This window comes from Methylobacterium sp. GC_Met_2 (assembly GCF_026540795.1).
Lineage (GTDB): Bacteria > Pseudomonadota > Alphaproteobacteria > Rhizobiales > Beijerinckiaceae > Methylobacterium.
The window spans coordinates 1-18,817 of the sequence record NZ_JALNUM010000060.1 but is presented as its reverse complement, the minus strand read 5'-3'; the positions used below and the strand labels follow the sequence as shown (position 1 = coordinate 18,817).

Sequence of the window (18,817 nt, the reverse complement as noted above, 5' to 3'; positions counted from 1 at the left end):
CTTTCCCCTAAGTGCTCCGGGAACGGACACGATCGCGCTTCGTTTGAGCGTGACTCCCTCAAGACCCTAGCCCCGGAGTGGCCGTGTCCAGCCTGATCCGCATCCTGCTCGCGATCTTCATCCCGCCGGTCGCGGTTCTCGTCACCACCGGCTTCGGCCTGCAGTTCCTGCTGAACATCCTGCTCTGGATCCTCGGCTGGCTTCCGGGCACTATTCACGCTCTGTGGTTGATGAATCGCGACCGGCCGCTGCTCTGAAGCCACAAGCAGGCCGGCGGCGTGTGGCGCTGAGTGCCTGGCCTCGTCGATCCGGGGCGATTCGCGATCGAACTGTTCGTGGACGTAACGCCGTCGCGGCCGACATCGCGGATGTCCGGCCCGGGAGCACCTGATGCCGACCGAACTCGTCACGATCCGGACGCGCGACGGCAATTGCCGGGCGTACGTCGTCACGCCGGACGGCCCAGGGCCGTGGCCGGCGGTGATCTTCTACATGGATGCCGGCGGCATCCGCCCGGCGATGCGCGACATGGCCGAGCAGCTCGCCGCGGCCGGCATCGTCGTCCTGCTGCCGGACCTCTTCTACCGCTACGGTCCGTACGGCCCGTTCGTGCCCAAGGAGGTGTTCAAGGGCGACTTCCGCGCCATCCTCGGCCCGTTGATGGCTACGACCGGGAACGACAAGGCCGCCGCGGATACGGAGGCCTTCCTCGCCTACCTCGACACGCGCGGCGACATCGCGGGCCGCGGAATCGGTGCGGTCGGCTTCTGCATGGGCGGCGGCATGGCGCTGGCTTCGGCCGGAACCTACCCGGACCGGTTCGCGGCCGCCGCGAGCTTTCACGGCGGCAATCTTGCGACCGACGCCCCGACGAGCCCTCACCTGTTCGCGCCGAAGTTGAAGTCGGAGCTCTACATCGGCGCGGCGGAGAACGACGGCAGCTACCCGCCCGCGATGGCCGAGCGCCTGGAGAAGGCGCTGACGGAGGCCGGCGTTCGGTTCACCGCCGAGACGTATCCCGCAGCGCATGGCTGGATGATGCCGGACTTCCCGGTCTACGACCCCGTCGCGGCCGAGCGGGGCTGGGGCGCGCTGCGCGACCTGTTCCGCCGGACCCTGCGCGCCGGCCCGTGACGGTGAGTTGCGGCGGGGTCGGTTTCGCCGCGCCGCAGATCGTCCGCCGTCGCGCTTCGATCAGGGCTTGGCCTTGTCGGCCTCGCCCTTTCTGAGAGCCGGTTTGGCATCGGCCTTGCCCACCACCCTGGCTTCAACCTTGGCGGTCCTGACCGCGTGCGCCTTGGCGATCGGCTTCGGGGCAACCTTCTCGGCGGCGTGCGCGAGCTTGACCGGCTCGGGCATCAACGTGGCGTCGACCGCCGGGGTCGGCGGAGGGACCGGGGCCGGGTCGTCCTTGGCGAACAGCTTGCCGAACATCTTCTGATAGCTGCTGGGATCGCCATCCGCGTCCGCCACGGTGATCCGGGCGGGCTTCTCGGGGAGCGCCGCGGTCGTCTCGACCCTGGCTTCGGGATCGGCGCGGTTCGCCATCAGTGTCGTGGCGGCGGGCCTCTGTATCGGCCCCTTGCCGGGGGTGCGCCCCGCCTTGGCGGCCTTGACGGGGATCGCTGGCTCGGCGCCGGCCAGCATCACCGGCTGACCCTTCGGGCTGACCTCGATCTCCTGCGGACCAGCCGCCAGGGTCTCGGGCCGGCTCACGTCGCCGAGATTGTGCCGCCCGTATTCCTTGGCGTCGTACGGCAGCACCGTCTCGGTGCCGCCGAGGCTCGCGAAGGCGCTCGTATTGGCCGGCGGCCGGAAGACCGGGTTCTGTCCGCCATCCTGGTAGACGACCCGCACCGCCGGCGTGCCCTTGGCGACCAGTTCGGCCACCGCGCGCACGTCGCGCTCGCTCTTCTCCGCCACCTGCGGATCGACCTTCGGCTTGCACGAACCGGCAGCCGCGTCGGCGCCGCCGAACACGTATTTGGTCCCGCACTGGCCGATCTTCGGCTCCTCGTGCAGGGCCTCGAAATAATCCGAACCCTCCTTGAGGTTCTGCCAGAACCCGATGTTCGGGTCGTTGCGGAACTTGGCCATATTCTCGGCGGTCATCCGGAACGGGTAGGACTGGAACTGGAAGCTGCGCTGCCCGCCGATGAACGCCTCGCGGGCGATGGCGTAGATCTCCGCGATGGTGGCGTCGGTCATGGCGAAGCAGCCCGCCGACGAGCAGGTGCCGTGGACCATCAGATACTTGCCGGTCCGGCCGTTGGCCCGGTCGACGGCATTCGGGAAGCCGGTATCGAACGAGAGATAATACGAGGAATTCGGATTCATCAGACCCGGGGTGATCGTATAGAACCCCTCCGGTGCCTGCCGGTCGCCCTCGCGGGTCTTGGGGCCGAGCTGGCCCGACCAGCGACAGATCGGGTAGATCTTCAGGAGGGCGTAGCGGCCGTCGCTGCCCTTTTTCCAGACCTCCATTTCCGCTTCCTTCTTGAAGGTGCGGATCAGGACAGGGTCGGATTGCTGCATCCCCTTGGACTGCATCAGTGCGACGGTCTGTGGGGCGATCGGCGCGATGCTGCGCGCACTCGGGCCGTTGATGCCGGACCCGTCCTGGCAGGCAGCGAGGGACAGGGCCAGCAGGGAAGCGGCCGCCAACATCCGCGCAGTCGCGAGACGCGCCGTCATGGGGAACCTCAATCGTACTACGTGCGCCCGCGGACCTTTTCGGCAACCGTCGAGCGCCACTCCCCAACCCAATAGGCTCGTTAAGCTTGCGCCTTTCTTACCGCAAGGACGCTGGCGCAACACTGCACCGCTCTCTGGGGACATCAGACCGATCCGCGGGTCGCCGCGGCCCCGTTCAAGGATGGCTGTCTTCTCGGACGCGGAGGGGCGGCGGCCGGGCCGCATTCAGAGCTGGCGCTTGTAGCCCAGGTGCGACGGCTCGAATCCCAGCCGTTCATAGAACCGATGCGCGTCCAACCGCCTCTTATCCGTCGTCAATTGGACCAGTGTGCAGCCGCGCGCGCGACACATGTCAATCGCCCAGGTCAACAGCGCTTCGCCGAGCCGCTCGCCGCGTCGTTCCCGGGCGATGCGGACGGCCTCGATCAACCCCCGCCTCGATCCGTTGCGTGAGAGGCCCGCGATGAACGTGAGTTGCAGGGTTCCGACGATGAGGCCATCGATCTCCGCGACGCACAGCAGCTGATGCGGGTCGGCATCGATCTCGGCGAACGCATCGCGGTAGCGGTGCGATGCCGTTTTCCACGGCGCTTCGCGGGCCGATCCGAGTTCGTCGTCGGCCAGCAACGCGACGATCGCGGGGAGGTCCGCCAGGACGGCCCGGCGGAATCTCAGTTCGGAACGGATCATCGTCCATCGGCCTCCGTATCGTCGGCGCGATCATCGCCCTGTCGCGCGTCTCACATGGATGGCCGCCGCAGCCGCTCAGCCGAACAGCGCCGGCTGACGCCCCGCCTCCGCACGGATGATCTCCACGAGGGCCGCATCGTCCGCGGGGTCGGCCAGGCGCAAGCCCACCGGTTCCGAGGGGGTCTGCACGGTGAGCCAGCGGAGCGTCGGCCGCAGGTCCACGGCCTCGACGATCTCCATCCGCGGATGCCCGGTCTCGAGCTGCAGGAAGGTCAGGTGGTTGCGGCTCGCCCGCTGACCCAGGAGGTCGTCGATCGCCTCCACCACGGCCCGGGGCGTGTGCAGATGGCTCATCATCCAGAGCCGGTTATCCGTGCCCGGCGTGTCCAGCGCCGTCCGGATCCGGCGCACGCCCTCGGCGAGGAACGCGTAGTCCGCCGCGTTCGCCGCCGGGTCATGGTGATTGAACACGCATTCGAGCCCGTGCCGCTCCCGGTAGAGCCGGTGGCGCCCGCGCCAGATGTCGGGGCCGCGCCGCTCCGCCTCCGGAATGCTCTCGAGCTGGTCCCGGTCGAGGAGGCCGGAAAAATCGTCCCCGAGGCAGTCCCCGGCCATGCCGGGCATCGAGAAGATCCAGTCGAGCGGGCCCGACCACTGGCGCAGGTCCAGGGTCTTGAGCACGTGCGCCATCTGGCAGTTGCAGCCCAGCGAGATGTGGTTGTGCGGGCCCGGCTCCCGCGCGTCGCGCCGGCCGAGCAGTCGCCCGATCGCACCGAACAGGCCCCCCGTCGCTCCGGGTTCGCTCACAGGGTTCGGCCGATCGCCAGGAACTTTTCCGCGCGCCGGTCGCGGATCTCATCGGGTGCGAGGCCGTCGAACGGGGCGAGCGATTCGGCGATCGCGTCGCCCGCCACGCGGATCGCCCCCTCGCGGTCGCGATGCGCCCCGCCGGTGGCCTCCGGGATGATGCCGTCGATGACGCCGAGCCGCAGCAGGTCCTGCGCGGTGATCTTCATCGCGGTGGCGGCGTCCGAGGCGCGGCCCTGGTCGCGCCACAGGATCGAGGCGGCGCCCTCGGGCGAGATCACCCCGTAGATCGCATGTTCCAGCATCAGAACCCGGTTGGCAGTCGCGAGCGCGATCGCGCCGCCCGAACCGCCCTCCCCGATCACCACGGCGACGTTGGGGACGCCCAGCGCGAGGCAGGCTTCGGTGGAACGGGCGATGGCCTCGGCCTGCCCGCGCTCCTCCGCCTCGATGCCCGGATAGGCGCCGGCGGTGTCGACGAAGGCGATCACCGGCAGGCCGAACCGGTCGGCGGTCTCCATCAGGCGGACCGCCTTGCGGTAGCCCTCGGGCCGGGCCATGCCGAAATTGTGCCGGAGGCGTGCCTCCGTGGTGGCGCCCTTTTCCTGACCGAGCACCAGGACGGGGCGGCCGCGGAAGCGGCCGAAACCGCCGAGGATCGCCTCGTCCTCACCGAAGCTGCGGTCGCCGGCGAGTGGGGTGAACTCGCTGATGAGCCCGCCGCAATAATCGACGAAGTGCGGGCGCTGCGGGTGTCGGGCCACCTGGGTCTTCTGCCAGGGCGTCAGGGTCGCGTAGATCTCGGCGAGCGCCTGGCCGGCCTTGGCCTCCAGCCGGCCGACCTCCTCGGCGATCGAGACCGCGCCGTCGCGCGCGCTCACGGCGCGCAGTTCCTCGAGCTTGGCCTCCAGCTCGGCCACGGGCTTCTCGAAGTCGAGGTAGGTGCGCGTCACCGCCATCGTGTCACAGGTCTTCCCGGGATCCGCCGCAGCGAGGCGGCGGGCGCGAGGTGTTGGCGATGGCGGAGGTGGTGTCAACCGGCCTGTGGCCCGAGCCTGGTCCGGCTCAGCCGTGCGACAGGTCCTCGCGGGCGATCCGGTAGCAATGCTCCAGATACCCGTGCTGGTGTGCACCCATCAGGTCGGTGACCACGGACCACAGCCAGCCGGGGGCGTCGGGGCCCGGGCCGGGTGCGCGCACCGTATCGATCCAGGTTCGGCGTGTGGCCTCGTCCATCTGCCGGCCGTGGGACCGGCCGAGGATCGCGGCGAGGTGCTGGGCGACGCGGACCGCCTCCTGCCGGGAGAACTGCTCGGCGTCGATCTTGAGATCCTGCGGCATCAGCTCACGGACCGTGACGGGCTTGCCCAGGACGTGGCCCGACACCATCCGGTCGCCGAGCTGCGGCGACAGCGCCCGGGCGCCCGCCACCACGCGCGCCGCGTGGTCGGCCGGCATGGCGGCATCGCGGGCGGCCGGGGCGAGGTATGGGACCGCCTCTTTCACGTCGAGGAGCGCGCGGTGCGGGTTCGCGCCGCCGCGGATTTCCACGAGGCCGGCATAGCGCAGGCGGCCGAGCGAGCTGCAGCCCTTGATCCAGTAGGCGGCGTCGAGCAGCCGGATCTCGGCCTCCGTCGCGCCGCCGCCGAGCGCCAGGACGAGCCGGTGCACCGCCGGATCGTGAATGAGCGCCGTGAGGGAGTCCCGCTCGTCGGGCTCGAGGTCGAAGAACCGGCGCCCCCGCGGCAGGCGGTCGGTCCTGCCCTTCAGCCGTTCGCGGGACAGGTGGCGCCAGCGCCGGCCCAGCGCCCGACGCTTCGTGGTGGCGACGATCTCGGATTCGGCGACGTCGCGCTCGGCGTCCTCGGGATCGGCGGCCCCCTCGGCGTAGCCGATGGCCATGGCGTCCATCATCCGGGCGGTGACGATGCCGGGCAGCGTCGCGTTCAGCGCCGCAGTGACCAGGGACAGCGCCAGCCGCACGAGGTCGAAGGCCGGGTTCGCCACCACGGTCTGATCGAGATCGCGGATCGCGATGCCGATCCGCCCGTCGGCATCGGCCACCGCGCCGAGATTGCCGAGATGCGCGTCGCCGCAGATCCAGATCGGCGGCCCCTCGGGCAGGGTTCCGGCCGGCATCCGGGCGATCAGGTCGTAGAAGCGCGCCGTGGTGCCGCGGACATAGGCGTGCGGCGAGGAGGCGATCTTGCACAGGCGGCGCTGCTCCAGCACGCTTGCGTCGCGGCCGGACCGTGCCGGCACCTGCATGTCCATCCGTTCGTCCGCTCCCAACCCCGCCGTCGATCTGTCCCGCGTCCGACAACGCGTGTAGCGACGCTGTGTGCGCCCCGGACATTAAATTCCCGTTCATCAGTCGGATCCGAGCTTTCTGGCGCTGCGGAAAGCTGTAGGTCGCGCCCATGCGACAGAACCTTCATCGATCCGATGCCTACCCACCGCGCCGTGACTGGGTCCGAACTGTCCGACGCTCCCTCGGGACTTGCGCGGCATCTGTGCCAAGCGCGGGACTCACGCGATGAGCGGCGATCCGACCCTCGATACCATTGTGGTCCGACTCGGCCTGAGCTTCCTGGCCGCCTTCGTGCTCGGCTGGGACCGCGAGGAACTCGGCCATCCGGCCGGCCTGCGAACCCTGGTGCTGATCTCCCTGTCGGCCTGCACGGCGATGCTGCTGGCCGACTGGCTGCTGGCACAGACCGCCGGCTCCGGGGGCGGGCTCACCCGGCTCGAACTGATGCGGCTGGCGCAGGGCGTGCTCGGTGGCATCGGCTTCATCGGCGCCGGCACGATCCTGAAGCAGGGCAACATCGTGCGTGGGGTCACCACGGCGGCGACCCTGTGGCTCACCACGGTGATCGGGCTGTGCTTCGGCAGCGGCGCCTGGCCGATCGGTCTTGCCGCTACACTCTCGGGGCTCTTCACGCTCCAGGCCCTGAGCCGGCTCGAAGCCGTCCTGCGGCGGCGCAGCTACGGCACGATGACGGTGGATTTCGGCCCGGACGCGGATCCGGAGGCCCTGCTGGCCGAGGTCGACGCGCTCGGCATGACGGTGAAGGCGCGCGCGCTGGTCCAGGGCGCGGAGGGCGGCAGCCTGCGCTGCATCGGGTCGCATCGGGGGGAGCCCCAGATCTGGACCCTCACCGCGGTGGCCCGGCTGCGGACGGCACGGGCGGTCACGAAGGCCGGCTGGGAGGATCTGAGCTGAGCCCTCCCGCCCGGGTTCAGGCCGCCTGGAGTTCGACCCGGTTCCGCCCCGCCGCCTTGGCCCGGTAGAGGGCGAGATCGGCCCGCCGGAGCATGTCACCGGGATCCGCATCGTCCGCATGCCGCACGGCGACGCCGATCGAGACCGTCACGCCGATGGCGCGGGTCGCCCGCTGCACCGGGAACGGCACGGCCTCGACTCGCTCCCGGATGCGCTCCGCGATCGCCTGCGCCTCGGCGAGGCCGGATTCCGGCAGGATCACCACCACTTCCTCGCCGCCGTAGCGCGCCACGATGTCGACCGGCCGCGTGTGCTGGCGGACCCGGTCGGCGAAGCCGCGCAGCACCTCGTCCCCGGCCTCGTGGCCGTAGCCGTCGTTGATCCGCTTGAAATGGTCGATGTCGAGGATGAGGGCGGCCAGCGCCGCCCGCCGGGGGCCCGGCTCCGAAAACACCGCGCCGAGATGGTTGTCGAGGTAGCGCCGGTTGTGCAGCCCGGTCAGCGCATCGGTCACGGCCATCTGCAGCGACGCCTGCATCGCGCCCCGGAGCGCGTCGGTGAAGCGCCTGCGCTTCACCTGGGTGCGGGCGCGGGCCATCAGCTCGTTGCGGTCGACCGGGCGCATCAGGAAATCGTGCACGCCGAAATCGAGGCCGCGCACCACCCGGGCGCGGTCGTGCTCCTCCGCCAGCATGATCAGCGGCATGGCGCGGGTCCGGTCCAGCGACCGGAGCTGGCTGCACAGGCGCAGGCCGTCGAATCCGTCGAGGTCGAGGCTGACCAAAGCGAGGTCGAACCCCCCTTCGGCGGCCAGCACCAGCGCCGCCTGCGGATCGGGCTCGATCGTCACCGTATGGTGTTGGCGCAGGGCGCCGGCGAGGCGCTCGGCCGAGCCGGGGCGATCCTCGATCAGCAGGATCCGGGCATCGAGGCCGGTCTCGGCGGCGGCCAGCGCCAGGGGATCGCCGATCCCGAATTCGGCGGATGCCAGCGCCCGCTGGCGCAGCTCGTCGGTCACCGCCTTGAGGCGGACGAGGCTGCGCACCCGGGTGAACAGGGCGGTGTCGTCCACGGGCTTCGTCAGGAAATCGTCGGCGCCCGCGTCGAGGCCGCGCAGGCGGTCCGAGGGCTGATCGAGGGCCGTGACCATCACCACCGGGATATGGGCGGTGACCGGGTTGCTCTTGAGATGGCGGCAAACCTCGAACCCGTCCATGCCGGGCATCATCACGTCGAGCAGGACGAGGTCGCACAGGCCCTTCTCGCAGATCGCGATCGCGTCCGGGCCGTTCATGGCCACGACGGTATCGAAATATTCGAGCCCGAGCTTCGTCTCCAGAAGCTTCACGTTCGGGAACAGGTCGTCGACGATCAGGACGCGGGCCGACATGGTTCCTCGCTGACGCGTGGCAGGGCGGCCCGGGACGGGCGGGTCGGGAGACGGCCGCGCATCGAGACAGACGGTTGAGGTTGCCCCCCGCTCGGTCGGGGGGCAACCTCAACGGTGCGCTCCTCCGGGGTCACCGCGGCTCAAGATACGCGCGAACCGTTGCCAAAAACTTCGCGACCGAGATGGGCTTGGATAGGTACGCCTCGCAGCCGCCCTCGCGGATCCGCTCCTCGTCGCCCTTCATGGCGAAGGCCGTGATGGCGATGACCGGGATGGACTTGAGATCGTCGTCCTCCTTGAGCCACTTGGTGACTTCGAGGCCCGAGACTTCCGGGAGCTGGATGTCCATCAGGATCAGGTCGGGGTGATGGGCGCGCGCCAGCTCGATCGCCTCGATGCCATGGGCGGTCTTGAGCGTCGCGTAGCCGTTCGCCTCCAGGAGGTCGTTGAACAGCTTCATGTTCAACTCGTTGTCCTCGACGATCAGCACCGTCTTCTTCATGATCCGTTGTCCCGGTGCTCGCCGATCATGATTAGCGGGCGGTGAAGCCCCTCCGTCACCTTTGTAGCGTTCACATGTTGATGAATGGCAAACCTCTTCAAGGGGATGGAGCTGCCGAGCAGCTCGCCCTCGACGTTCTGCTGTGGATCACGGGGGAGGAGGACCGCCTCCTGCCGTTCCTGGCGGCGACGGGACTCGGCCTCGATTCCCTACGGGCGAGCGTCCGGGAGCCGGCCTTTCTGGTGGGCGTCCTCGACCACGTGATGGGCGACGAGAACGTGCTGCTGGCCTGTGCACGGGCGCTCGAGGTGAAGCCCGAACGCATCGCCGCGGCGTGGCAGCGGCTGTCGCCGAGGCCGGATGACGAGTGGGCGTGAGGCGGATGTCGCGCTCCTCCCCGCAAGCTCGAGCGATCCCGGGCAGGCCCGGGATCGCCAGGGGAGGGGAAACGCGTTTGTTTCTCGAACCTTCGGCGTCCGGCAGAGAAGTGTGAAACCGGTAGCCCGCAGAGGGGGAGGGAGAGCCGCGCGTCTGCCTTTGATCTTTCCTCAGGGCGTGCAGCCCTTCCCCGCGTCCTTATCGCCCTTCCCTGCCGCGGCGTCGATGTCGAGGGTGGTCATGTCGCCCAGGATGGCGAAGTCGCCGTAATCGAGCTTGAGCGCGCCGCTCACGCCGTTCTCGTAGAGATCGAAGCCGAGCGTGTAGATCGGCGTACGCTCGCCAACGCCCTCCGTGTAGTAGCTCAGGCGCACCGGCCAGTGCGGCATGCTGGCGATCGCCCCTTGGCGCAGGGGTTTGTCCCGGTTGGAGCCCGAGGCCGGCGCCGGACCCGTCCCCGTGTGACCGATCACCGCGAAGGTGTCGTAGATCTTCTTGCCGTCGTCGGAGCCGTCGAAGACCTTCACCGAAAGCGTCGATTGGCCCGCCCGCGCCGCCTCGATCAGGCGCCGCATGTGCTCGCTCGGGAACAGAACCGGACCGTCCACGGTGAAGGGCTTGGGCGCGCCCTTCAGCTTCACCGTGACGGCGTTGCCTTGGTCGGTGGCGGTCCCGTCCACCGGGGCGGCGGGCTGGTTGTTGGTCAGAGTCGTCGTCTTGAAGCGGAACTCCCGGCCCTGCCCGCCCTCGAAGGTGGTGCTGCGCATGTCGGACAGGCGTGGGCCGGTCTCGCCGGAGGTCAGTTCCGTCACCTGCCGGGTCAGCATCGTGTAGCCGCGGCAGGAATCCCCCCGGAAATCGATGACGATGCGCCCGCGGGCACTCTCGACCGAACGGCTGTTGCCGCCTTCGTCGAGCGTCAGGTCGTAGACGGCCCGGTGATTGGCGAGCACGATCCCTGGAGCCGAGGCCGGAGGCTGCGGCGAAGCCTGAGCGGGCGCCCCGGGCTCGGGGGCAGGCGGCTCGGAGACGACGGGGGCCGCCTGCGCGCTCCAGGCGGAGACGAGAAGGCCGGCCGTCAGCAGGCGATGGAGGCGCAGGCGCATGGGTGACCTCGGTTCAGAGCTCCTCACAAAACGCCCGGGCACCGGGCGTTCTCCCTCCGATCGCGACAGCGCAGCGGGAGTTTCGTGAGAGGCTCTCAATCAGCGGCAGATAGCAGGCTCCGCGAATCGGGCAATCCCGGGACTACCGGTAGCCCTCGGCCTGGAGGGTGAACAATTCGGCGTAGCGGCCGCCCCGGGCCATCAGGGCGGCGTGGCTCCCCTCCTCCAGCACCCGGCCGCCCTCCAGCACCAGGATGCGGTCGGCCATGCGCACGGTGGAGAAGCGGTGCGAGATCAGCACGGCGGCGCGCCCCGCCGAGAGCTCCCGGAACCGCGCGAACACGTCGTGCTCCGCCTGGGCATCAAGGGCGGCGGTCGGCTCGTCGAGGATCAGGATCTCGGCCGCGCGCATGTAGGCCCGGGACAGGGCGATCTTCTGCCACTCGCCCCCCGAGAGGTCGAGGCCGCCCGCGAAGCGCTTGCCGAGCGGCTGGGCGTAGCGCTCCGGCAGGCGCTCGATCACCGGGGCGGCGAGGCCCCGGGTGGCGGCGTCCGCGATGCGATCGGCGTCGGCGGCGGCCTCGATGCGGCCGACCGCGACGTTCTCGCCGGCGGTGAGGTCGAAGCGGACGAAATCCTGGAAGATCGCCCCGATCCGCGCCCGCAGGTCGTTGAGGTCGTAGGCGGCCAGCGGCACCCCGTCGAGGAGCACGCGGCCTTCGTGCGGGTCGTAGAGCCGGGTCATCAGCTTGACGATGGTGGTCTTGCCGGCACCGTTGCCGCCGACCAGCGCCACCGTCTCGCCGGCCCGCACCGCGAAGGACAGGCCGCGCAGCGCCCAGGTCTGCGTGCCGGGATAGCGGTAGCCGACATTCTCGAAGACCAGCCCGTCCCGGATCGGGCTCGGCACCGGAGCCGGATCCGCGACCGTCCGGATCTGCGGCCGGATCTCGAAAAAGGCATAGAAATCGTCGAGATACTGCGCTTGGCTCGTGATCTGGGTGAAGCCGAGGAGCATCTCCTTGATGCCGCTGTGCAGGCGCTGGAAGGCCCCCGCCAGGAAGGCGAGGTCGCCCACCGAAAACGACCCCGCCACGGTCCGCCAGACGATCACCGCGTAGGCGACGTAATAGGCGAGCGTCCCCAGGCTCGCGAAGGCGAAGCCCCAGCGGGCGCGGGCCTTGGCGAGGCTCCGGTTCTCGGCGAGCAGCCGCCCGGCGACCTCGGCGTAGAGGTCCGTGACGTAGCGGGAGAGGCCGAACAGCTTGACCTCCTTGGCGGTCTCGACGCTGGCGCCCACGTAGCGCAGGTAATCGAGGCGGCGCCGTTCCGGGCTGCGGAACCACGCGAGGCGGTAGCCGGCCTTGGTGAAGTGCCACTCGTTGAGCACGGCCGGCACCAGGGCGGCGGCGATCAGGACCATCAGCCACGGCGTGAAGGCCGCCACGCCCACCGCCAGGGAGGCCAGGGTCACCCCCGACTGGAACTGCCAGAGCACCGTCCCGATCAGGCCTGTCCGGCCGCTGACCTGCCGGCGCGCCCGCTCCAGCCGGTCCTGCTGGGCGCTGTCCTCGAACTGCGCGAGGTCGAGCGCCGCGGCATGGGCCATCAGCCGCAGGGAGGCCGCGTTGGCGTAGAGGTCGCCGATCAGGGTCTCGGTCAGGTTGGTGAGGCGGCCGGTCAGGTCCGAGGCCAGGGCGAGCCCGAACTCGGCCGCCACCAGACCGGCAAGCCGCGCCCGTGCCGGATCGGCGAGCCACTCGGCGATCCCGCCAATCGGCGCCGACCGGGCGTGCTCGGCCACGATGCCGTCGAGGATCAGCTTGGCAATGTACAGGGATAGGACCGGCAGGCAGGCCGCCACGAGACGCAGGACGAGGCTTGCGGCCAGCATCCGCGGGCTCGCTGCGGCGATCTCCCGGATCAGGGTCGGCAGATGGCGCAGGGCGCCGAGACGCGTGCCCGGGTTGGCTGCCCGATCCGTCATCGGGGTGTAATCCAGTGCCGAAGAGCGCCGGCTGGTTGGCCGATACGCGACAAAAGCATAAACTGTAGCATTATAGTGGCTTAGACCTCGTCGAGTGATGCGTGCTCAGCGGACCTGCGATCCTCAGAATTTCACTTCTTTTCATCATCGCCGGCCTGCTCGCCGCGGTGGTGCAGGTCCTGTTGCCGAGCCCGGGGCCTGCGCCGGTATCGCCGCCCGCGCGCCCACCCGCTCAAGTGGTCGAGTCACCGGCGATCGTCCAGCCGGCACCGCCGACGCCCGCCCCGGTCCCGGCGGCCGGGCCTGATCGGCCGCCAGGCGCTCCCTCGCAGACCGCGACCCCGCCCCAGACCGCCGTGGCGCCTGCTGCCCCGGGCCAGATGCCGACCGACGCCCTCGCCTTCCCGTCCGATCCGGTCGCGCCGGCTCAACCGCAGGCGCAGGAGGCGGCCGGGCAGGCCGAGGTCGAGAAGGCCGAGGACAGCGCCGGCCCCCGGGCCCTGGCGGTGGTCGATCTGAACACCGCTTCGGTCGCCGATCTCAACCGCCTGCGGGGCGGGGGCGCCATCGGTCGGGCGATCGTCGCCAAGCGCCCCTACGCGTCGGTGGATCAACTGCTGTCGAAGCGGGTGCTCAGCCGCGGGGTCTACGAGCGGATCAAGGATCAGGTCACGGTGCGGTAGGCGGCCGAGGGTACGGATTTACCGTACCGAGGAGGCTTCGGCACTCGCTCAGGCAGCCTCGCGCAAGACGGAGGCAGCCCGCAACGCCCTCCAGGACGAGACTGTGCGCCGGACCGGCAAACAGGATCTGGCCGGGGGACGTCGGATTTCGTCCGCGCACTCCATCAACGGGCCGGACCGAATCCGAAGCCTGTCGACAGGGCTCACAAGGGCGACGATTTCCCGCCCACCGATATCGAAGCCCGGTAGAGAGACCCGGGCCTCGATCGCGCAAGTCCGACGCCGAGGGCCGATTTGCCCTCAGAGCGTCGTCCCAAAGATCTCCGCGACCTGCGGGATGTCCTTGTCGCCCCGGCCCGACATGTTGAGCACCATCAGGTGCTCGGCCGGGCGCTGCGGGGCGATGTCGAACACCTTGGACAGGGCGTGGGCCGGCTCCAGGGCCGGGATGATCCCCTCCAGCATCGAGCAGAGCTTGAACGCCTCCAGAGTCTCGGAGTCAGTGGCCGAGAGGTATTTCACGCGGCCCATCTCGTGGAGCCACGCGTGCTCGGGGCCGATGCCCGGATAGTCGAGGCCCGCCGAGATCGAGTGCGCGTCGGCGATCTGGCCGTCGCCGTCCATCAGCAGGTAAGTGCGGTTGCCGTGCAGCACGCCCGGCTTGCCGCCGGTGAGCGAGGCCGCGTGCAGGCCGCTCTCGACCCCGTGGCCCGCCGCCTCGACCCCGAAGATCTCGACCTCGCGGTCGTCCAGGAACGGGTGGAACAGGCCCATGGCGTTCGAGCCGCCGCCGATGCAGGCGATCAGCGAATCCGGGATCCGGCCCTCCTGCGCGATCATCTGCTCGCGGGTCTCCCGGCCGATCACCGACTGGAAGTCGCGCACCATCGCGGGGTACGGGTGGGGGCCCGCCACGGTGCCGATGCAGTAGAACGTGTCGGCGACGTTGGTGACCCAGTCGCGCAGGGCCTCGTTCATCGCGTCCTTGAGGGTCTTGGTGCCGGATTCCACCGGAATCACCTCGGCGCCGAGCATCTTCATGCGGAAGACGTTGGGCGCCTGCCGGGCGACATCGACCGCGCCCATGTAGACGATGCACTTGAGGCCGAAACGCGCGCAGAGCGTCGCGGTGGCGACGCCGTGCTGGCCGGCGCCGGTCTCGGCGATGATCCTGGGCTTGCCCATCCGGCGGGCCAGCAGGATCTGGCCCAGCACGTTGTTCACCTTGTGTGAGCCGGTATGGTTCAGTTCCTCGCGCTTGAAATAGACCTTGGCCCCCTGCCCCGCCGGCGCCTTGGCGCGCAGGTGCTCGGTGAGGCGCTCGGCATAGTAGAGCGGGCTCGGCCGGCCGATGTAATGGGTGCCGTAGCTCGCCATGTCGGCCGCGAAGGCGGGATCGATTTTCGCGGCCTCGTAAGCGGCTTCCAGCTCAAGGATCAGCGGCATCAGCGTCTCGGCGACGAAGCGGCCGCCGAAGATGCCGAAGCGGCCGCGCTCGTCGGGGCCGGTGCGGAAGGAGTTGGGCTCGGGGGCGATGGTCACGGGACGGATCCTGCGCGCGAGGGTCGATCTGTTGCCGGGTGCCTAGACCCATGTCGCCGCCGCCGCAATGCGGCCTGCCGCCCGCGGGCCTTTGTGCGAGCACGGCGCAGCGGCCGGGCTCGGTCTCACAGGATGGCGTCGATGCCCTTCCGGCTGGCCAGGGCGAGCAGCTTCAGCGACGGGCCGCCGGGCTTCTTCTCGCCCCGTTCCCATTTGCTGACCAGCGACGTGGTCACGTTGAGGGCTCGGGCGAAGATCGCCTGGCTCATCTGTGCGGTCTCGCGGATGGCGCGGATCGCCTCCGGCTCCAGGTCCTCGACCGGCGTCAGGCACGACAGGTCGAACCGGCGCATCGTCGCCTTGTCGATCGCGCCGCCGGCGTGAAGGTCCTTGGCGATCCGGTGCGCCGACCGGAGCGCGTCACTGCGATAGGGCGTCTTCAGGCTCGCCATCGTCGATCCGTCTCCAGCTTTGCGCAGCGGCGACCCGCTCCAGCGCCTCGTCGCTGAGACAGACCAGGGTCGCCGCGAGGTCGCGGAACACCTGCGTCTCGGTCTTGGTCAGGTTCGCCCTGGCATTCTTGGCGAACAGGTGCAGGAAAATCGCGATCTTCCCTCGCTCGTAGACGATGATGCTGCGGAAGCCGCCGGAGCGGCCCTGTCCGGCGCGCGGAATGCGCTGCTTGATCAGCGCCAGCCCGAGTCGCGCATCGATCAGGTCGCGTTCGGCGCGAGCGACCGCCTCGCGCAGATCGTCGTCGGTCACCTTCTGCTTCGCGGCTCGTTTCGCGAAGTCGAGCGGCAGGAAGATGCGCATGCGGCAGCCTCGTGGGGCGCGGCCCGCTCGAGGATGTGCCCATAGGATGTGCCCATGTCCTGCGCCCGAAGGCTTGCGTCTGCCTGTGCTGCTGCATCCCTCAATCACCCCTCAGCAACAGGTCTAGAAATTATGGTCCTTCGTACCATGGTTCAAGGCCTGGACTGCGACGGATGGCGATCGGTGGCAGCGGCTCGGCGTGGCGTATCGGCGTCGCAGCCCGCGTAACCGGGACGCGGCCGGTGGCGAACGATCTCGCGCAATACGCAAGACGCATCTGCGCAGCTTGCAAGAGGACAGCATGGCTTTTCGCGACACGATCCGCCCGCTCCTCGGGGCAGCCCTCGGGCTCGGCCTGGCGACCGCATTCCTCTTGCCGCGGCTGCCGGCTTTCGCCGAGGAGGCCCCGCGCCGCCTGCCGGAGGCCGCGACCCAGGCGGGCGAGGCGCCGGGCGCCCACTTGGCCGTGTTCGCGGGCGGCTGCTTCTGGGGCGTACAGGGGGTGTTCCAGCACGTGCGCGGGGTGACCGGCGCGGTCTCGGGCTATGCCGGGGGCACGGAGGCCGACGCCGATTACAAGACCGTTAGCGGTGGCGGCACCGACCATGCCGAGGCGGTGGCGGTCACCTACGATCCGGCCGTGATCCGCTACGACGAGCTGTTGCGGATCTTCTTCTCGGTGGCCCTCGACCCGACCCAGCGCGACCGGCAGGGACCCGATACCGGCCGGCAATACCGCTCGGCCGTATTTCCCCGGGATGCCGAGCAGGGCCGGATCGCCCGCGCCTATCTCGACCAGCTCGACGCCGCCAAGGTCTACGGGAAGCCGATCGCCACCCGGATCGAGCCGGGCGCGACGTTCTACCCGGCGGAAGGCTACCACCAGGACTTCATGGCCCGGCATCCGGGCCATCCCTACATTGCCGCCAACGACGCGCCGAAACTGGAGGCGTTGCGGGCCCTGTTCCCGGAGCGGACGGCGGCGCAGCCGGTGCTGGTCAACCGCCCGCCGGCGTGAGCGACGGCGCGCTCTATTCCTCCGGCGGCCGCGGCCTTCCGAAATCCGGCGCCGCGGTCTCCTGGCCCTGAGCCACGATGCTGCGCCGGATCGCGCGGGTGCGGGTGAACATCGCGTGCAGCGCGTCACCGTCGCCCCAGCGCACCGCCTTGGCCAGCGCCGAAAGATCCTCGTTGAACCGGCCGAGCATCTCCAGCACCGCCTCGCGGTTGTTGAGGAAGATGTCGCGCCACATGGTCGGGTCCGAGGCGGCGATGCGGGTGAAATCGCGAAATCCGCTCGCCGAGAACTTGATCACCTCGGATTGCGTCGCCTCTTCCAGCTCCGCCGCGGTGCCCACGATGTTGTAGGCGATCAGGTGCGGCAGGTGGCTGGTGATGGCCAGCACATGGTCGTGGTGTTCGGCACTCATCGTCTCGACATTGGCGCCCATCCCCGCCCACAGGGCGCGGACGATCTCGACCGCCGCCGGGTCGGTGCCCTCGGGCGGAGTCAGGATGCACCAGCGGCTCTGGAACAGGGTCGCGAAACCCGCATCCGGCCCAGAAAACTCGGTTCCCGCAATCGGGTGGCCGGGGACCAGGGCGACGCCGTGGGGCAGATGCGGGCGGATGGCCGCCACCACGGCACCCTTCACCGAGCCGACATCCGACACGATCGCGCCGGGCTTGAGATGCGGCGCCAGTTCGGCCGCCGCCGCGCCGATGGCGCCGACCGGCACGCACAGGATCACGAGGTCGGTCTCAGCCGCGCCCTCCGCCGGGTCGCCGGTGACGATGTCGGCGATGCCCAGTTCTCGGACCCGCGCGCGCACGGCCGGGTCGCGGTCCAAAGCCACGATCGTGCGGGCGAGGCCGTAGCGCCGCGCCGCTCGGGCGATCGAGGAGCCGATCAGCCCGAGGCCGACGATGGCGAGGCGGCCGAGAGGGGCCTCGGCCGGGGAGGTCTCAGGCATGCAGGCCCCGCACGAAGTCGCCCAGCGCCGCCAGGAAGGCCGTGTTCGCCTCCGCGCTCGCCACCGTCACCCGCAGGGCGTTCGGCAGGCCGTAGGCGGTGACGCGCCGGGTGATCAGCCCACGTTCGGTCAGGAACGCGTCCGCATCCGCGGCCGAGCGGCCCGGTTCGTCGGGGAAGTGGATCAGCACGAAATTCGCCACGCTGGGCGTGACCGTGAGGCCGAGCGCCCGGGCGCCCTCGGTGAGCTTGGGCAGCCACTCGGCGTTGTGGGCGGCGGCAGAGGCCATATGCGCCTCGTCCGCGATGGCGGCCGAGCCCGCGGCGATGGCCAGCCCGGAGACGTTGAACGGACCCCGGATCCGGTTGACCGCGTCCACGACATGGGCCGGCGCCACCATCCAGCCGATCCGCACGGCGGCCAGCCCGTGGATCTTCGAGAAGGTCCGGGTCATCACGACGTTCTCGGATTCCAGCGCGAGTTCCAGCCCGGCCGAGTAGTCGTTCGCCCGCACGTACTCGGCATAGGCGCCGTCGATCACCAGCAGCACCTGCGGCGGCAGGCTGGCGTGCAGGCGGCGGATCTCGTCGAACGGCAGGTAGGTGCCGGTCGGGTTGCTGGGATTCGTGACGTAGACGATCCGGGTCCGCTCCGTGACCCGGGCCAGGATCGCGTCCACATCGGTGGTGAAGTCGCGCTCGGGCGCCACCACGGGCTCGGCGCCAGAGGCCAGGATGGCGATCCGGTAGACCAGGAAGCCATGCTCCGAGTAGATGCCCTCGGTCCCCGGCCCGCCATACGCGTAGGCCAGAAGCGAGAGCAATTCATCCGATCCCGAGCCGCAGACGATCCGCTCGGGATCGAGCCCGTAGCGCTTGGCGATCGCGGTGCGCAGGGCCGTGGCGCGCCCGTCCGGATAGGTCTCCAGCTTGGCGGTCGCCGCGTGGAGTGCGGCCAGCGCCGCCGGGCTCGGGCCGAGCGGCGTCTCGTTGGACGAGAGCTTGTAGACCGTGCCGCCGCCGG

20 protein-coding genes are annotated in these 18,817 nt (G+C 70.0%); 6 read left to right on the top strand and 14 right to left on the bottom strand.

The features are described 5' to 3' along the window. Positions 1 to 83 precede the first annotated feature (83 nt). Positions 84 to 257, top strand: a complete 174-nt coding sequence (locus OXS49_RS19600; RefSeq protein WP_243999869.1) for a YqaE/Pmp3 family membrane protein — start codon at positions 84 to 86, stop codon at positions 255 to 257. A gap of 133 nt (positions 258 to 390) precedes the next feature. Continuing rightward, positions 391 to 1,134, top strand: coding sequence for a dienelactone hydrolase family protein (locus OXS49_RS19595; RefSeq protein ID WP_267426264.1), 744 nt, complete (start codon positions 391 to 393; stop codon positions 1,132 to 1,134). A 60-nt stretch (positions 1,135 to 1,194) separates the two neighbouring features. Here OXS49_RS19595 and OXS49_RS19590 read toward each other — a convergent pair whose 3' ends face one another. The 5 genes from OXS49_RS19590 to OXS49_RS19570 form a co-directional block, all read right to left on the bottom strand. Then, entirely contained in the window at positions 1,195 to 2,694 is a 1,500-nt protein-coding gene (locus tag OXS49_RS19590; protein WP_243999874.1) for a murein L,D-transpeptidase family protein, read from the bottom strand. 225 nt (positions 2,695 to 2,919) lie between these two features. After that, a complete protein-coding gene (locus OXS49_RS19585; RefSeq protein WP_267426263.1) occupies positions 2,920 to 3,384 on the bottom strand; it encodes a GNAT family N-acetyltransferase in 465 nt (154 codons plus the stop codon). Positions 3,385 to 3,459: 75 nt separating this feature from the next. Then, complete coding sequence (locus OXS49_RS19580; protein ID WP_243999878.1) at positions 3,460 to 4,191, bottom strand: DUF1796 family putative cysteine peptidase; 732 nt, start codon at positions 4,189 to 4,191, stop codon at positions 3,460 to 3,462. Then, a complete protein-coding gene (locus OXS49_RS19575; RefSeq protein WP_243999880.1) occupies positions 4,188 to 5,150 on the bottom strand; it encodes an acetyl-CoA carboxylase carboxyltransferase subunit alpha in 963 nt (320 codons plus the stop codon). Before OXS49_RS19575 ends, OXS49_RS19580 begins: the two co-directional genes overlap by 4 nt. A gap of 106 nt (positions 5,151 to 5,256) precedes the next feature. After that, positions 5,257 to 6,465: a DUF2252 family protein gene (locus OXS49_RS19570; protein WP_243999882.1), complete on the bottom strand. Its 1,209-nt coding sequence runs from the start codon at positions 6,463 to 6,465 to the stop codon at positions 5,257 to 5,259. A 262-nt stretch (positions 6,466 to 6,727) separates the two neighbouring features. Between OXS49_RS19570 and OXS49_RS19565 the strand changes: the two genes are divergently transcribed. Beyond that, the gene (locus OXS49_RS19565; RefSeq protein WP_267426261.1) at positions 6,728 to 7,417 is read left to right on the top strand and encodes an MgtC/SapB family protein; all 690 of its coding nucleotides are present in this window, start codon (positions 6,728 to 6,730) and stop codon (positions 7,415 to 7,417) included. A 16-nt stretch (positions 7,418 to 7,433) separates the two neighbouring features. Here OXS49_RS19565 and OXS49_RS19560 read toward each other — a convergent pair whose 3' ends face one another. Together OXS49_RS19560 and OXS49_RS19555 are read right to left on the bottom strand one after the other, a co-directional pair. Next, the gene (locus tag OXS49_RS19560) at positions 7,434 to 8,807 is read right to left on the bottom strand and encodes a PleD family two-component system response regulator (RefSeq protein WP_243999886.1); all 1,374 of its coding nucleotides are present in this window, start codon (positions 8,805 to 8,807) and stop codon (positions 7,434 to 7,436) included. 130 nt (positions 8,808 to 8,937) lie between these two features. After that, positions 8,938 to 9,309 (bottom strand): response regulator, encoded by a 372-nt coding sequence (locus tag OXS49_RS19555; RefSeq protein ID WP_007560977.1) that lies wholly within the window; start codon positions 9,307 to 9,309, stop codon positions 8,938 to 8,940. 80 nt (positions 9,310 to 9,389) lie between these two features. Here OXS49_RS19555 and OXS49_RS19550 point away from each other — a divergent pair, with 80 nt between their 5' ends. After that, on the top strand, positions 9,390 to 9,686 hold the full coding sequence (locus OXS49_RS19550; RefSeq protein ID WP_243999888.1) for a DUF3572 domain-containing protein: 297 nt from the start codon (positions 9,390 to 9,392) through the stop codon (positions 9,684 to 9,686). 171 nt (positions 9,687 to 9,857) lie between these two features. Here OXS49_RS19550 and OXS49_RS19545 read toward each other — a convergent pair whose 3' ends face one another. Beyond that, on the bottom strand, positions 9,858 to 10,793 hold the full coding sequence (locus OXS49_RS19545) for a cell envelope integrity EipB family protein (RefSeq protein WP_267426259.1): 936 nt from the start codon (positions 10,791 to 10,793) through the stop codon (positions 9,858 to 9,860). Positions 10,794 to 10,935: 142 nt separating this feature from the next. After that, positions 10,936 to 12,780: an ABC transporter ATP-binding protein gene (locus OXS49_RS19540; RefSeq protein ID WP_267426258.1), complete on the bottom strand. Its 1,845-nt coding sequence runs from the start codon at positions 12,778 to 12,780 to the stop codon at positions 10,936 to 10,938. Between the two features lie 101 nt (positions 12,781 to 12,881). Here OXS49_RS19540 and OXS49_RS19535 point away from each other — a divergent pair, with 101 nt between their 5' ends. Continuing rightward, positions 12,882 to 13,463, top strand: a complete 582-nt coding sequence (locus tag OXS49_RS19535) for a helix-hairpin-helix domain-containing protein (protein ID WP_267426257.1) — start codon at positions 12,882 to 12,884, stop codon at positions 13,461 to 13,463. 300 nt (positions 13,464 to 13,763) lie between these two features. Here the strand turns inward: OXS49_RS19535 and trpB are convergent, their stop codons facing one another. From trpB to OXS49_RS19520, 3 genes are all read right to left on the bottom strand, one after another. After that, positions 13,764 to 15,005 carry a tryptophan synthase subunit beta gene (gene trpB, locus OXS49_RS19530; RefSeq protein WP_243999896.1) on the bottom strand — a complete coding sequence of 414 codons (1,242 nt, stop codon included), beginning with the start codon at positions 15,003 to 15,005 and terminating at the stop codon, positions 13,764 to 13,766. 125 nt (positions 15,006 to 15,130) lie between these two features. Next, the gene (locus tag OXS49_RS19525; protein ID WP_267426277.1) at positions 15,131 to 15,448 is read right to left on the bottom strand and encodes a DNA-binding transcriptional regulator; all 318 of its coding nucleotides are present in this window, start codon (positions 15,446 to 15,448) and stop codon (positions 15,131 to 15,133) included. Next, entirely contained in the window at positions 15,426 to 15,821 is a 396-nt protein-coding gene (locus OXS49_RS19520; protein ID WP_267426256.1) for a type II toxin-antitoxin system RelE/ParE family toxin, read from the bottom strand. Before OXS49_RS19520 ends, OXS49_RS19525 begins: the two co-directional genes overlap by 23 nt. A gap of 301 nt (positions 15,822 to 16,122) precedes the next feature. Here OXS49_RS19520 and msrA point away from each other — a divergent pair, with 301 nt between their 5' ends. Then, a complete protein-coding gene (gene msrA / locus OXS49_RS19515; RefSeq protein WP_243999901.1) occupies positions 16,123 to 16,839 on the top strand; it encodes a peptide-methionine (S)-S-oxide reductase MsrA in 717 nt (238 codons plus the stop codon). A gap of 13 nt (positions 16,840 to 16,852) precedes the next feature. On the opposite strand, the gene OXS49_RS19510 is transcribed toward msrA, so the two are convergent. Then, positions 16,853 to 17,794, bottom strand: coding sequence for a prephenate/arogenate dehydrogenase family protein (locus tag OXS49_RS19510; protein ID WP_267426255.1), 942 nt, complete (start codon positions 17,792 to 17,794; stop codon positions 16,853 to 16,855). Next, positions 17,787 to 18,817: histidinol-phosphate transaminase (locus tag OXS49_RS19505; protein WP_267426254.1), on the bottom strand; the 1,031-nt coding region annotated here is incomplete at its 5' end. The genes OXS49_RS19505 and OXS49_RS19510, both read right to left, overlap by 8 nt.

Coding starts and splice junctions, on each gene's coding strand:
- OXS49_RS19555 (WP_007560977.1), bottom strand. CDS start 9,309: ATGAAGAAGACGGTGCTGATCGTCGAGGACAACGAGTTGAACATGAAG.
- OXS49_RS19585 (WP_267426263.1), bottom strand. CDS start 3,384: ATGATCCGTTCCGAACTGAGATTCCGCCGGGCCGTCCTGGCGGACCTC.
- OXS49_RS19545 (WP_267426259.1), bottom strand. CDS start 10,793: ATGCGCCTGCGCCTCCATCGCCTGCTGACGGCCGGCCTTCTCGTCTCC.
- OXS49_RS19520 (WP_267426256.1), bottom strand. CDS start 15,821: ATGCGCATCTTCCTGCCGCTCGACTTCGCGAAACGAGCCGCGAAGCAG.
- OXS49_RS19595 (WP_267426264.1), top strand. CDS start 391: ATGCCGACCGAACTCGTCACGATCCGGACGCGCGACGGCAATTGCCGG.
- OXS49_RS19590 (WP_243999874.1), bottom strand. CDS start 2,694: ATGACGGCGCGTCTCGCGACTGCGCGGATGTTGGCGGCCGCTTCCCTG.
- OXS49_RS19560 (WP_243999886.1), bottom strand. CDS start 8,807: ATGTCGGCCCGCGTCCTGATCGTCGACGACCTGTTCCCGAACGTGAAG.
- msrA (WP_243999901.1), top strand. CDS start 16,123: ATGGCTTTTCGCGACACGATCCGCCCGCTCCTCGGGGCAGCCCTCGGG.
- OXS49_RS19550 (WP_243999888.1), top strand. CDS start 9,390: ATGAATGGCAAACCTCTTCAAGGGGATGGAGCTGCCGAGCAGCTCGCC.
- OXS49_RS19565 (WP_267426261.1), top strand. CDS start 6,728: ATGAGCGGCGATCCGACCCTCGATACCATTGTGGTCCGACTCGGCCTG.
- OXS49_RS19510 (WP_267426255.1), bottom strand. CDS start 17,794: ATGCCTGAGACCTCCCCGGCCGAGGCCCCTCTCGGCCGCCTCGCCATC.
- OXS49_RS19570 (WP_243999882.1), bottom strand. CDS start 6,465: ATGGACATGCAGGTGCCGGCACGGTCCGGCCGCGACGCAAGCGTGCTG.
- OXS49_RS19575 (WP_243999880.1), bottom strand. CDS start 5,150: ATGGCGGTGACGCGCACCTACCTCGACTTCGAGAAGCCCGTGGCCGAG.
- OXS49_RS19540 (WP_267426258.1), bottom strand. CDS start 12,780: ATGACGGATCGGGCAGCCAACCCGGGCACGCGTCTCGGCGCCCTGCGC.